This is a genomic window from Amycolatopsis sp. NPDC024027, assembly GCF_040638975.1.
Classification (GTDB): domain Bacteria; phylum Actinomycetota; class Actinomycetes; order Mycobacteriales; family Pseudonocardiaceae; genus Amycolatopsis.
Genome location: NZ_JBEZYY010000021.1, coordinates 160,869 through 173,760, shown reverse-complemented (window position 1 = coordinate 173,760; position 12,892 = coordinate 160,869). Strand labels below are relative to the sequence as shown.

Below are 12,892 nucleotides of genomic sequence, written 5' to 3'. Positions count from 1 at the left end.
AGGAGACATTATGCTGACCTACTGCCGAACCCTCTGTAGCTTGATCTCCGCCCGAGTGCTCCTGTTGCGAAAAGACAACAGCCGTGGCGAGATCACCACCACGGTCATCGTCACCGCGCTCATGGCCGTGCTCGCCATTGCGCTGATCGCGATCATCGCCGCCAAGCTGACCGCCAAGGCCAACAGCATCGACCTCGGCGGCTGACGTGAAATCGACACTGGCCGGCCGCGGTCGGCGGCGCGTCGGGCGCGCGCTGGCAGGGGATCGAGGAGCGGTCACCGCCGAGATGGTGATCGCGACCCCGCTGCTGTTGCTGGCGTTGTTGGCGATCGTGCAGTTCGCCCTTTGGTCACACGCGACTCACGTCGCGCAAGCGGCCGCCGCCGAGGGAATCGCCGCCGCGCGTACCCAGGACGGCACAGCCGCGGCCGGCCAGACCGCCGCCCAACGGCTGCTCGACGACCTCGTACGCGGTCCCTTGCGGTCGTCGCGCGTCGAGGTGGCGCGGACCGCGACCTCGGTGTCGGTGAGCGTGCAGGGCGAGGCCGTTGCTGTTCTGCCCGGTGTGCACCTGCACGTGCACGCAGAAACTGCAGGCGAGGTCGAAAGGTTCGTGCCGGACGCCTGATCGAAAGTGGAAGAAACCATGTCACTGCTGCACAAGCCGGATGCGGTGACTGTCGGCGACTTCGCCGACGGCCCGGACATCATGCTGTGGAACCCCACTGTCACAACGAACCGGTGGCGCTGGCAGGTCCTTCGCGCCCTCCTCGCGCGACTTCTCTCGACTCGCTGCGTAGCAGGGCTGCTGGTCCTTACGCTGGTTCTGGGTACGGGAGCCGCGGAGACCCTCGGCGGCGCGTTAACGGTCGGCGGTGCCATCGCGCTCGTGCTCAGCGGCCTCTGCGACGCGGGCATCACCGCGGCCTGTCTCCCAACCGATCACCAGCATCAGCACGGACGGTGCTGTCCGCTGGAGCGGTCTCCCGGTGAGTTCTTCCTCCGCAGTGACGACTTCGCCGACCTCGGCGCAGCGGCGCACCACACGGCCGGACTCCTGATCGACCTCACCGGCGAACTCCATGCCACCCCGGCACGCAACTGGATCGACCCCGAGCTGCCCGACCGAGCTCACCACGCGGTCTGGGACGCGCTGACCCGCCTGACCCGGACAGCCGCTGCTCGCCGGCACGCCGCACGGCTCGCCGCAATACCGGGCGAGGCGGACCTCGCGGCCACGACCGCCACAGTGATCGCCGAGTTCGACACTCTGCTCGACGAGCTGGTCTTCCACCTCCAAGGGTGCGTCACGCTTACCCGAGAATGGGAAGCCAAGCTTCGCCACGCCGAGCTCGTCGAGCACACCAGCGCCGTCCAGACCGAGCTGCACGCCGCGTCGATCCGCCCGATGGTCGAGGTCGCCGAGGAGCTGCCGAAGTCCGTCTTCGCGTACGTCACCGCAGCTCGCGACCTGACAGGCGCGGGACGGTTCCCGTGGGAACTGCCATTCGCGGAGCCGGTTCCATGACCGCGGCACAGCCCCGTCGCGCGGCCGGCTGGTGGCGCGGCGAGCGCGGCTCGGTGACCGCCGAGGCGGTCCTGATCGCGCCGGTCCTGGTCATGCTGCTGGTCTTCGTCGCCGTGGTCGTTCATCGCGGCGTCGACGCGCGGCTGCGGCTCGACGACGCCGCGCACCAGGCCGCGCGCGCCGCGAGCCTGCAGCGCACGCCGACGGCAGCTGTCACCGCGGCGGAAGCGACCGCCATCTCGGCGCTGGCGCGCGCCGGGCTGGTCTGCCGCGACGCCGCGGTCAGCACGACGACCTCGGCGAGCCCGGGACGCACCGTCGTCGTCAGCGTCCGCTGCACCGTCGACTTCGGCCAGGCGCTCGTCCTCGGAGTCCCCGGCAGCCGGACGCTCAGCGCCACGGCCAGCGAAGTCGTCGACACCTACCGCTCCCAGCCAACCGGAGGCGCGTGATGGGCATCCGCCGTGTGGCGTGGTGGCGAGCAGAGGACGGCCAGGTCTCGGCGTTCCTCGTGGTGCTGGTGCTCGGACTCGTGGTCTTGGCTGGCCTCGGGCTCGACGGCGGCCTCGCGCTCGCCGCGAAGGTCCAAGCCACCGGCCAGGCCGAGTCCGCCGCACGTGCCGGCGCGCAAGCGATCGACCTCGCCGCCTACCGGGCCACTGGCGAGGTCCGGCTGGTCCCCGCAGAAGCCGACGGCCTCGCCCGCCAGTACCTCGCCGGAATCGGGGCCACAGGCACGGTGACGGCCACGGTCGACACCGTGACCGTCACCGTCACAACCAGCCAGCGCACCCAGCTGCTGTCGCTCATCGGCATCCTGTCGATCAGCGCCCACGGCAGCGGAGCAGCCCACCCCCAGCGCGGCGTCACCGAGGAAGACCGTGGGTTCGCGAATTCTGAAGCAGGGATTGGCGGGAACTGACGTGCACGGCATTTGTGAAGCTGTAGGACATGCCCAGAGTTCCCGAACTGGCTCGTGCTCTCACCAGAATCGGCTGGCCACGGCGTTCCCATCTGGCTCAGTGCGACGGTTCGACGGGGATTTCGTCGATGTTGAGCCGCAACCAGTTGTCGTCAACGAGAAGGTGGAGGTCAGAACCTCTGCCGACGACCTGCGCTGTCGCGGGCAGTGGCTGCCCGTCGGGTTGGACGAGCCGATACTCGCCGGTCACGTTCAGTCGATCGTCGCTCAGGACACCTACGACCAGCCTGTCATGGCAGGGCCCATAACCGCCATACAGCGCGATGTGAGACCCACCTACGGCGAGGGCCTTGGCGCCATGGATGTCGTTGTGCCATCCAGTCACTGTGCCATTGTGGATCCGTACGATGGGAAAATCAGTGTAGTAGCAGGTCCATGCTGTGTCGCCGTCGACGTTGAGTGCGTAGCAGTCGCTGATCGCGCCCCACGTGTTGTCCTCGTGCGACGGGTATCGCCATTCCTGGGCGAAAGTGGCGGAGAAGCGGGTCAGCCCACACGATCCCAGGGGCGGCTCATTGTCCGCATCGCCCCAGCCGTAGTTGCCGTAGACTCCTTCATCGAAGTAGCCCACCCAGATCTCGCCTCGGCGGGTGGTCTGGACGTGTTCGATGCCGTCGCCGAGGGTGTGTTCGCTCAGCACCGCTCCGGTGGAGTCGTACACGATCGCGTTGCGGTCCGGGCCGTCTGGCCGCCACTGGCACCGGGCGCCCACGACCAGGACGTGGCCGCCGGGCAGCGGCTGCACCGAGGGGTGCGCCAGCGGAAGACTGGGAATGCGAGCGGCGACAGCCATGTCCGGTGCGTGCACGGTCACTCGTGCCGTGGCGGGTCGCGGCGCTTGGGGATCGGGAAACGTGGCCCATCCCGGCTGTGTTGTGGTCGATGTCAACGCCGAGAGGTCCTCGGCTGCCGACCACAGCGCCACAACCTCGCCCGATGGGCCGACCGACGCGGATACCCGCACGTCACCCTGCTGCGGCGCCATGAGTTGGGCGTGGTGACGGGCCCGGACCGTGGGCAGCGCCATCATCGCCGCACGCCGTGCCGCATCTCTCTGCTCGCGCTGCTGAGCCCAGTCCTCGTTCACCGATGCATTCGATCACGCCGCCGGTGGCGTGGCCCACTGTATTTCGCGGTCGGCGGAGTCGGCTCTCATCAGACCTGCACCGGTCGCGGAGGGCTACGGGTGGGTCTTCGGCTCGCCGGGATCGCTGACGTCGAGCACGGTTGCGTAGAGTTCAGCGCCGCTGATGGACAAGCCGAACAGGCCGCACAGGCGGCGGACCTCGCCGCCGTTGGCGTGCACTTCGTGCACGATGCGGTCTTCCCGCAGTGCCTGGGTAGACAGCCCGAGTCGGTGTGCCAGCCACTCGATCTGGACCGGGCCGAGGTGGTTGGCACGGCGGTACTGGATGAACAGGTGTGGGTTCGCCGTGGCCGGCCAGCGGGCGGCGCGGTAGTCGAGATAGACCCGCAGCGGGTCTCGGCGGTGCGCAACCGCCGCGCGGACCCAACGACCGCACCTCAGCCAGCGCCACGGGCACGCCTGTTCATTGGGAGACAAATCTGCCAACAACATCGGCATCCCGTCAGGAATCTCGACCTTCGGTCGGATTCTCCACGTGATCGAGCGAGCCCGCCTCTACCAGGTCAAGGTCCTGACCTCGGTCTGCGATCGCCGAGCAAACTCACGACATTTCATGCACCGGAGCCCTGACCAACGAAGGAGGAGCACGATGATCACGACCGACGAGATCGAGAGGCGCGTCGAGAAGGTCGACGCAGAGAAGAGCGCGAGGAGGACCGCGGCAGCGCGCGAGGTCGGCGAACTCGCGCATCGTCGCAGCACACTCGTCGAGCAGCTGGCGGACATCGAACGCCGGCTCGGCACGATTATCGCGGCCGCCGCGGACGTCATCGGGACCGACGAGCTGGCCGAGTTCACCGACGTTCCGGCTGCCGACCTCACCAGCTGGATGACAGCCGGCAAGCCTCGCGCCCGGCGCGGTCGACCGCCCGGTAGCCGCCGCCCGAAACCGGAGACTCAGCCCGGGACCTCGTCGACACCTGCACCGGCGGAACCTCGACCGGGGCCGACGCCGGCCGGTGTGCGGCCCTCGGTTGTCCAGGGCGAGCGACGCTGAGCTGTGCCTGCAGAACGGCAGACCGGACGGCGGCGACCTCGTCGTGCTCTCGTGCTTGGCGCAGGGCGGCTGCTGCAGGCTGGAGTGGCGCTCGCGCTGCTGTCCGGGCTGTGTGCCGGGCTGCCGTGGGCGCTGGTGCGGTTCATCGGCTGGCCCCTTCCACATCACCTGCCCACCATGGCGGAATTCGGCGAGGTGCTGACGGCTCCACTGTCGACAAGTCTGCTGCTCGACGCGCTCGCGTGCGGAGCGTGGCTACTGTGGGCTGCATTCCTCGTCGAGCTCGCCCGGTGCGCGCGCGACCTCGTCCGCACCACCGGCCGGCCGGACCCAGCCTGGCGTGGCAGCCCGCTCCGCCGGGTCGCGGCGGTGCTCATCACCACCGTTGTCGTGTCGTTCGTCAGCCGCACCGCGCTCGCTGCCTCCGGCGGAAGCAGCGCGGTCCATGCCGGTACGAGCTCGTCGGTCACCGCGCCATCGGATGTCGACGGCCGCCCTGAGGACATCGAGCTGGTGCGTCCGCCCCAGGACGGTGTCCACGATTCGCTGTACCGGATCGCGCAACGCCGCCTCGTTGACGGCAACCGCTGGCCGGAGATCTGGCGCCTGAACGCCGAGAGCACCCAGCCCGGCGGTCGCCCCCTGACCTCACCAAGCCTGATTCACCCCGGGGATCGGATCCACCTACCGCCGACGCCCAAACCCGCTGCCCCCGCACCACCGCAGCGCCAGCTGCCCCCAACGAAGCCCGCAGCTGCCTCCCCGCCGAGCCCGGCGGCACCTCCCGCCGCTGCTTCGGACCCCGGCTCGTCATGGGAGCCCGGCGTCTACGTCGGCCTCGGCCTGGCGGGCGCGATCAGCGCAACGCTGCTGGTCGCCCGACGACGTCACCGTGCCGGCTACCGGCCCGGCAGCGGCCGACGCGGCGACGACCTGCCCGTCGCCCCGGTCGTCTACCAGCTACACCTGGCACACCAGCACGCCCAAACCGGACTCGACGAGTTCGATGTCACCGACGACGAAGCGGACGGCGACCTTCCCGAGCCGGACACGCGGCTCAAGCTGGCTGAGCCCGCAGACGAGGCAGCCGCGGAACTGGCATTGGACCTCGCAGCCACGCACGGCCTCGGTCTCATCGGCCCCGGCAGCCACGCCGCGGCCCGCGCACTCCTGCTCACGGCCATGACCTCCACCCGCCACTTCGAGGTCGTCGCGCCCGCCGCGGACCTGCGTGGCCTGCTCGGCGTCCCGGAGCCAGGCGCCGAACTACCGGCCTGCGTCCACGCTGTCGACGACCTCGCCGCCGCGCTCGCACGCCTCGACAACCAGGAGCCGCCCGAGAACTTGCGGCGAATCCTCCTGGCCGACGCGCCGGCAGGCGAACCCAATCGCACTCGACTACAGCACGCCCTCGCCGAAGACTCCTCGACCATGAGCGCGCTGCTGCTCGGCCAGTGGCTTCCAGGTGTCACGGTCTACGTGGATGCCGCTGGCACTATCACCGCAACTTCACCCGGTACGGGTGAGGCGCTGCGCGGCCGGCGAGCCTTCTCCCTCCCCGAATCCGCGACCCGCGAGCTATTCGCCCTCTTCGACGCTGCACACGGCGCTCAAGATGAGCACCCCGAACCTGCCCTCGAGCCCACCCACGGGCTGGAGATCGCAGACCCGCCCGACCCCGCTCAAGCAGACGCGAAGGCCGAGCCAGTCACGGCACTGACCGTCGACACCCGGCACGACGCGGCCACGCCGCTGGTGCTGGCGGTGTTCGGGCAGCCGATGTTGTCGTGGCGACCGGACGTCACGCGCCCCAGCCATACCGTCGAAATCACCGGCAGGCTGTCACGGCGGCTGTGGGAGCTGCTGCTCTACCTCGCCCTGCATCCGCACGGAGTTCCGCGGGCCGCGATCATCGACAGCGTGTGGGCCAGCCGCCCAGCGCAGGACCCGGCCGCGGTGCTGCGCACCGTCTTGTCGCGCCTCCGCAGCACCCTCCACAAAGCCACGTCCCCGGACATCGGCGACCTCGTGGTCGCCCAGCACGGCAGGTATCGGCTCGAGCCGGCCGTCGTCGAGGTCGACTACTGGTCCTTCGCCGATGCAATCGCTCGCCGCCGCACCACGACCGACGAGCAGCAGCGCGCTATCGCCAACGCCGCGATCGTCGCCAGCTACGGCGGCGAGCTGGCGGCCGGCGTCGAAGCCGAATGGATCACCGCACTTCGGGAAGGAATACGCCGCGACGCCCTCGACGCCGTCGCAGCCCTCGCTCGCGACCGGGTTCACAGCGACCCCGAATCCACGCTGGAGCTGCTCGAATCAGCGCGAGACTTCGACCCGCACAACGAGCTGCTCTACCGCGACATCATGCGACTCGAACACAACCTCGGCCGACACGACGCGATAACCAGAACGCTGCGCCTACTGGAAGCACGTCTTGCCGAGATAGACGAAACGCCGACATCCGCGACGATCGAGCTCGCGGAGCGCCTTCGAGGACTTCATTTCGGTATCGCGGGCATCAAAGACTGAACCGTCGTGCCGGTACGGTTTAAATACCTCGACGCCGAAATAGCTGATCAACGGTGACGGATGTTAGTGTCGACCTACTGATCATCATCGCGCAGAAAAGCCTCCTGGTGTTTCCGTTCAAAGTCGCCGTCATTACTCACGTAGCCGTCGAACACCTGCGACGCTTGACGTGGACGGACACGGCGCCGCGCCGACACCCCGGGTGGCTCCTTCGCGGGTGCCCATCGAGCTGGGAAGCCGACCCTCGGCTGCCCGGCGGCCGCCGGGGGTTCCCGTGCGCCCGCCGATCGCCCTGGTGCTCCGCGGGCCGGCTAAGGCGGATCCTCCCTTGGACTGCATACGTGCTGGTCAGTCGCTCTATGAGGGGATCCGCCGATATCCCAGACTCGCTTGGCGACAAGCAGGTAAGCACATCAGGCCCGCCTCGTCGGCCAGGCTTCTGCGTTCATGTTCCCGCAACTCCGCTCTCATGGTTGTCTCACCTCGTGTCCGCAGTCGCTATCCCTGCTCATTTCATTGCAAAAGAAATTTACATTCACTTCCGTGTCTCGAAGCGGTCGCCGGCGGCCTTGTCGTCCGCTGACCTGCGCAAACGGTTTGACGAGGCGATCCGAAATCCATTTTATTGGTGCGAAATGCGCCACCCGAATGGGGTGCGGAAAAGTATTGCGCGGAGCCGGATTGTCGAGCTACTTTTGTTGTGTCACCGGAAAATCCGGAAATCAAAACTGCTGCTGCGCTGGCCGTGACAACTACCGGCCACCCGTCACGTCTGAAAGGGAGACCCGCGATGACCACGCCCACCCCGCCCGCTCCGGGCCCGACCACCCCGGCGGGTGTGACCGCGACCCGGCTCCGTAACGGCGAACTTCGTGCGATGGTCGCCAAAGTTCTCACCGACGACCCCGCGACCGCCCACACCCCGGGCAGTATCGCGCGCACCCTGAACCGGTCATCGGGTGCGGTCGGGAACGCGTGCCAAGCGTTGACAGAGCGGGGGCAAGCCGAAGTCGTCACCATGGCTCCGGTGAGCTATCGGGCCACCGCGACCACGGCATCCGCCGCCGCGCCCGCGGTCACCCCGGCCCCGTCACCTACACCCCGCACACGACGCCCGAAAACCGCCAGCACTGCACCCGCCACGCCCACCCCGTCCGCAACCGGTGGCACCACTACGCGACCGGCGCGCAAGGTCACCGGCCCGGTGAAACGTCCGAACGGCATGGACTACCACCCCCGACTCCTGTCCGGCATGCCCGACGTGACCGCGCTGCAGCGGCTACGCGACGCCGGGGTCGCCGCCCTGCTGTACGGCCCACCCGGCACCGGAAAGACCTCGGTGGTGGAGGCGGCGTTCAACGACTGCCTCACCGTCCAGGGCGACGGTGACACCGTGGTCGCCGATCTGGTGGGTGACTACACCAAAACTCCCGACGGCGACTTTGTGTTCGTCCACGGGCCGCTGGTCCGCGCGATGCGCGCCGGGGTGCCGCTGTTCATCGACGACGCGACCCTGATCCCGCCGACCGTGCTCGCCGTGGTCTATCCCGCGATGGACGGACGTCGCGAGATCGTCGTCAAGGCCAACGGCGGCGAAGTCGTCAAGGCCGCTCCCGGGTTCTACGTCGTGGCCGGGCATAACCCCGGCGTGCACGGCGCGATCCTCACCGACGCGCTGTCCTCCCGGTTCTCGGTGCACATCCAGGTTTCCAGCGACTACGCCCTCGCCGAACAGTTCGGGGTCGACAAGAAGGCCGTGCGGGTGGCGCGCAATCTCGCGACCCGGCAGGAGAAGGGCGAGATCGGGTGGGCCCCGCAGTTGCGCGAGTTGCTGGCGTTCAAGAAGCTCGCCGACGCGTGGGACCTCGACGCCGCCGCCGGGAACCTGGTCGGCATCGCGCCGGAAGAGGACCGCGTCACCGTCGCTGCCGTGGTGCGCGACGTCTTCGGCAAGACCGTCACCCCGCTCGCCCTCGGAGCCCGCATTACCGCCAAACCCTGAACCCACACCACGACCCGCGAACTGTCGCGAAAGGACCCGCGCCATGAGCATCCACTTCACCGCCGACCCGGCCGCCACCGGTGCCGCCGTGTTCCCCGCCCGCCCGGAATGGCTGACCCTGTCCGCCGCGTTCGCCGACGAGGTCCCCGTAATCGCCGACCGCGACGACCTCGTCGTCAGCGTCGCCCCCGGCGCGGGCGGCGGTGCCCCCGCCTGCTTCTACCCGCACCGCGCGCTGATCGAAGTCGACGGCGACCACCTCGGCGTGGACCCCGCGACCGTGGACCCCGCCAACCTGTCCGACCGCCCCCGCTACGCCCCGGCATGGGGTGCCCTCACCCACGAGTGCGGACACGCCAAACACACCGCGTGGGAACCCCCGGACGACGCTCCGCCCGCCGTGGTCGCCGCCGCCATGCTGCTGGAAGAGCCCCGGATGGAAGCGGCGCACATCCGCCGCCGCCCGGACGACCGGCACTGGCTCCGGGCGTGCGTGAAAGGCATCGTCGCCACCGACCTGCACCTCTACGCCGACCCCGCCACCGCCCCGAAGATGACTCCCGCCGACGCCGCGCGGTCCGCCGCGCTCCTGCTGGGACGGGCCGACGGCGGGGTGCTCACCCACGCCGAGGTCTACCCCGTGGCCCGGGTCGTCGAGGACGTGCTCGGCGCGGAAGTCCTCGGCAAGCTGCGGGCAGTGTGGCGGCAGGCGCTACGGACCGCCGACGACGCGGGCGAGGACATGCTCGACCTGGGGCGGCAGTGGTGCGAGATTCTCGGCACCGACCCCGACAGGTCGGACTCGGCCTCGCCGCCGGCCTCGTCCGGGACCTCAGACCCATCGGGCGGGTCGCCGGGACCCGGCGCACCCGCCACCCCGTCACCGTTAGCGGATGCGATCGCGGCCGTGCTAGGTGGCGTGGCGGCGAAGGTCGCGAGGGAGAAGGCACCCGAGGACCCGGCCGCCGTCGCCGCTGCCGCGAAGGAATGCGAAGAGGCCGCCGAGAGGAAAGCGGGAAGGGTTGCGCGGCGGGTGTTCAGCACTGGCGGTCCCCCTGACGGCGACACCCTGACGGCGGGCACCCGGCCGCCCACGCCGGAGGAGTGCACGGCTGCGCGGGTACTCGCGCGGGCCCTGGACACCGCCGGAACCCGGGAACGCGTCGCCGTGCGCTCCACGTCGGAGGTGCCGCCGGGACGACTGCGGATGCGCGGCGTACGTGCCGCCGAAGCCCAGCATGCTGCCGGGGCCGTGGTGACCGCCGAGCCGTTCACCCGCACCATTCGCAAACCGGTCACCGTGCCGCCGCTGCGGGTCGGAATCGCGTGCGACGTGTCGGGCTCGATGGGGTGGGCGCGCGCTCACGTGGCCTCGGCGGCCTGGATCTTGGCCAACGCCGCCCGGCACACCCGGGTGGCCGCCGAGGCCGCGAGCGTGATCTTTGGCCACCACGTGCGCCCGCTGACCCACCCGGGCAAGCCGCCCGCCGAGGTCACCGAGTTTCGCGCCAACGACAACTACGAGGACATTCCCCGAGCGCTCGACGCCCTCGACGGCTCCCTCGGCCTGTCCCGCCCCGGCGCGGCCCGGCTCGTGGTCATCGTGTCCGACGGCGAGTACCGCGCGACACCGCGCCACGACGGGCAGAAGAAGCTCGACCGGTTGCGCGCGTCCGGGTGCGCGGTGCTGTGGCTGATCACCAGCCCGGCCGACACCCCGCTCGACGGGGCCACCGTCCACGTGCTGACCGACCCCACGACCGCCGCTCGCGCCATTGGCCACGCGGCCACCGCCGCACTCCGTGCCGCCCGCCGCTAGATCTACCCGAAAGTCACCTATACCACCCGAGGAGAAAACAATGACCGAAACAGCGGCTACAGGCCCCGTTGCCTTGTTGATGACCACCGTCGCCGCTCATCGGATCGCCGAACGTGTCGGAGAGCTCACCTTCGACCAGTTGAAGGCCGCAGTCATCGCTGCCCTTTCGATGCTGGACGACGAAGCCGCCGAAGAAGTCGGCGCTGGCGGCTATTTCGACGGTTCCGCCTTGTCCACTCTGAACGCGATGGCCGAAGCGGCCGGACTCGCCCGCTTCAGTCGTGAAGACCTCGCGAGCGAAGAGGACTTCTTCCTGTAGTACGGAATGGACACGGCCCGGCATGCCGCCGGGTGGAAGCCCTGTCAATAAGACGAATCGACGGAATCCTCATGAAGGAGGCACCCGTGCTCATCGAAGACGGCTGGAAGCCTGGTGTATGGATCGACGGAAGTCCGTCCAGCGACTCCGCCAGCAGCGACGCATTCGGCACGTTCGCCCATCGCGTCCACGAAGACCTGCTCGCCGCACGTGTCGCCGGGCGCGTTCCTGAGTATGTCGAGATCACGGTCAGCGCCTCGACCATCAGGCCCTTGTGGGGCGACGAGCCTCCGGTGTGGTTGCTGCACATCCGGTTCACCGCACTCGCCGGGCCACACGACGCAACCGGCCGCGACGAGGTTGCTGCCGAAGCCCTCGCCACCTTGGAACGACATGGCCGTGCGCATCTTCCGCTCGGCAAGTTCGACCGATACGCCGGTCAGCTGTTCTTTGTGGACGCCCAAGGGCGGCCACGGTACGGCCGGACGCACGCGCTCCATCCGCCGCCGGAAGTAGCCTCCACAAGGTGACTGAGTACGACACGGTCCGGTTGTCGATACGACAACCGGACCGCGTCGGATGCTGCCGCTTGCGGTCAATTGGGCGAGAATCGCTTGGCCCCGCAAGGCTTATCGATGGCTCACCACCGCCGCGACAGCAGCCTCGACGACCGCGGGACCCTTGGGACCAAGTTGCCCTTTAGCCAGGGCTCTACCTGTAGGGCCGTCGCGTCGGGGGGCGGCTACCGATCCTGCGCCACACGTTGTCGCCAAGGTCGCGGTACTCGATTTCGATCAGCCCGGCGAAGTAGTGCGGCGCGGCATCTTCGGGGACTTCGACTGCCGTCTCGGGTCCCCAGGAAAGGATCACCGGCTCACCCGGCAGCACCACGCAGGGGCCGTCGTCCGACTTGATCGCCAGCAGTGGGCGAGATGGATGGTCGCGAGGGTGCAACGCGACGGGCCGGGCGTCGATAACCGGATCGCTACCGCTGTTCACGATCTGGATACGGGTGCGTTCGGCGAGCATCGTCTTTGTCGCGAACTCAGCCCGGATGTAGTGAGCGTGCGTTCGAAACCGCTCGTCTTCGCGCACGCGCTCACGTCTCCTATCGCCGTTTGCGATGTAGAGCGCAACGCCGGCAGCGTAGAGGGCGCCGAGCCCGCCAACCCACTGACCGAGTCCAGCCCAATCGTCGGTGCCGAGCACCAGGCGAAAGCCGGCGACGATGACGATCGAGGACACCAGGAAGAGCCACGTAGCGGGCTGTGCCACCAGATTGCCGCGACGTTCGAAGAGCCAGGTAGTCGGCAGGGCCAACAAGCGACGATGTTCGGAACGGCGTTTCACGTGTTCTCCATCCGGAGTTGACCGCAGGTTTCGATGCCGCTGTCGAAGTAGACGACGATCTCGCGCGGCCCAACGTTACGGCTGTCTAGGGGCGATAACGTTCGATCTCTGCGCGTTGGTGCCGCAGCGCCATCCTGCCGGTACGAGCTGGACCCGCGAGCAGGGGGTCAACTGACTGGTCGCGAGGTTGACCAGGATTTCGGGCCGTCACCGTG

The 12,892-nt window shown here is 68.9% G+C and carries 15 protein-coding genes; 12 read left to right on the top strand and 3 right to left on the bottom strand.

The annotated features are described in order from the left end of the window. The first annotated feature begins 40 nt into the window (after positions 1 to 40). From AB0F52_RS39245 to AB0F52_RS39225, 5 genes are read left to right on the top strand one after another with little or no spacing between them, the layout of a single operon-like run. Positions 41 to 205 carry a hypothetical protein gene (locus tag AB0F52_RS39245; protein WP_360182173.1) on the top strand — a complete coding sequence of 55 codons (165 nt, stop codon included), beginning with the start codon at positions 41 to 43 and terminating at the stop codon, positions 203 to 205. 1 nt (position 206) lies between these two features. Next, entirely contained in the window at positions 207 to 629 is a 423-nt protein-coding gene (locus AB0F52_RS39240; RefSeq protein WP_360182170.1) for a TadE/TadG family type IV pilus assembly protein, read from the top strand. An 18-nt stretch (positions 630 to 647) separates the two neighbouring features. Beyond that, positions 648 to 1,529, top strand: a complete 882-nt coding sequence (locus tag AB0F52_RS39235; RefSeq protein WP_360182167.1) for a hypothetical protein — start codon at positions 648 to 650, stop codon at positions 1,527 to 1,529. Next, positions 1,526 to 1,981: a TadE/TadG family type IV pilus assembly protein gene (locus AB0F52_RS39230; RefSeq protein ID WP_360182165.1), complete on the top strand. Its 456-nt coding sequence runs from the start codon at positions 1,526 to 1,528 to the stop codon at positions 1,979 to 1,981. The genes AB0F52_RS39235 and AB0F52_RS39230 overlap by 4 nt, the downstream gene beginning before the upstream one ends. After that, positions 1,981 to 2,451 (top strand): pilus assembly protein TadG-related protein, encoded by a 471-nt coding sequence (locus AB0F52_RS39225; RefSeq protein WP_360182162.1) that lies wholly within the window; start codon positions 1,981 to 1,983, stop codon positions 2,449 to 2,451. Before AB0F52_RS39230 ends, AB0F52_RS39225 begins: the two co-directional genes overlap by 1 nt. Before the next feature lie 97 nt (positions 2,452 to 2,548). Here the strand turns inward: AB0F52_RS39225 and AB0F52_RS39220 are convergent, their stop codons facing one another. Together AB0F52_RS39220 and AB0F52_RS39215 are read right to left on the bottom strand one after the other, a co-directional pair. Then, positions 2,549 to 3,598, bottom strand: coding sequence for a hypothetical protein (locus tag AB0F52_RS39220; protein WP_360182159.1), 1,050 nt, complete (start codon positions 3,596 to 3,598; stop codon positions 2,549 to 2,551). A 93-nt stretch (positions 3,599 to 3,691) separates the two neighbouring features. After that, positions 3,692 to 4,096, bottom strand: coding sequence for a hypothetical protein (locus AB0F52_RS39215; protein ID WP_360182156.1), 405 nt, complete (start codon positions 4,094 to 4,096; stop codon positions 3,692 to 3,694). Between the two features lie 151 nt (positions 4,097 to 4,247). On the opposite strand from AB0F52_RS39215, the gene AB0F52_RS39210 reads away from it, so the two are divergent. The 7 genes from AB0F52_RS39210 to AB0F52_RS39180 all read left to right on the top strand — a co-directional run bounded on the left by AB0F52_RS39210 (position 4,248) and on the right by AB0F52_RS39180 (position 11,857). Further along, positions 4,248 to 4,655 carry a hypothetical protein gene (locus AB0F52_RS39210; RefSeq protein WP_360182153.1) on the top strand — a complete coding sequence of 136 codons (408 nt, stop codon included), beginning with the start codon at positions 4,248 to 4,250 and terminating at the stop codon, positions 4,653 to 4,655. Positions 4,656 to 4,739: 84 nt separating this feature from the next. Continuing rightward, positions 4,740 to 7,187 (top strand): BTAD domain-containing putative transcriptional regulator, encoded by a 2,448-nt coding sequence (locus tag AB0F52_RS39205; protein WP_360182150.1) that lies wholly within the window; start codon positions 4,740 to 4,742, stop codon positions 7,185 to 7,187. A 485-nt stretch (positions 7,188 to 7,672) separates the two neighbouring features. Then, positions 7,673 to 7,936 (top strand): hypothetical protein, encoded by a 264-nt coding sequence (locus AB0F52_RS39200; protein WP_360182147.1) that lies wholly within the window; start codon positions 7,673 to 7,675, stop codon positions 7,934 to 7,936. A 455-nt stretch (positions 7,937 to 8,391) separates the two neighbouring features. Then, positions 8,392 to 9,189 carry an AAA family ATPase gene (locus AB0F52_RS39195; protein ID WP_360182144.1) on the top strand — a complete coding sequence of 266 codons (798 nt, stop codon included), beginning with the start codon at positions 8,392 to 8,394 and terminating at the stop codon, positions 9,187 to 9,189. Between the two features lie 43 nt (positions 9,190 to 9,232). Next, positions 9,233 to 11,008, top strand: a complete 1,776-nt coding sequence (locus AB0F52_RS39190; protein ID WP_360182141.1) for a vWA domain-containing protein — start codon at positions 9,233 to 9,235, stop codon at positions 11,006 to 11,008. 40 nt (positions 11,009 to 11,048) lie between these two features. After that, positions 11,049 to 11,327, top strand: a complete 279-nt coding sequence (locus AB0F52_RS39185) for a hypothetical protein (RefSeq protein ID WP_360182138.1) — start codon at positions 11,049 to 11,051, stop codon at positions 11,325 to 11,327. Positions 11,328 to 11,413: 86 nt separating this feature from the next. Continuing rightward, positions 11,414 to 11,857 (top strand): hypothetical protein, encoded by a 444-nt coding sequence (locus AB0F52_RS39180; RefSeq protein WP_360182135.1) that lies wholly within the window; start codon positions 11,414 to 11,416, stop codon positions 11,855 to 11,857. 181 nt (positions 11,858 to 12,038) lie between these two features. Here the strand turns inward: AB0F52_RS39180 and AB0F52_RS39175 are convergent, their stop codons facing one another. Continuing rightward, positions 12,039 to 12,677: a hypothetical protein gene (locus AB0F52_RS39175; protein WP_360182132.1), complete on the bottom strand. Its 639-nt coding sequence runs from the start codon at positions 12,675 to 12,677 to the stop codon at positions 12,039 to 12,041. Positions 12,678 to 12,892 lie beyond the last annotated feature (215 nt).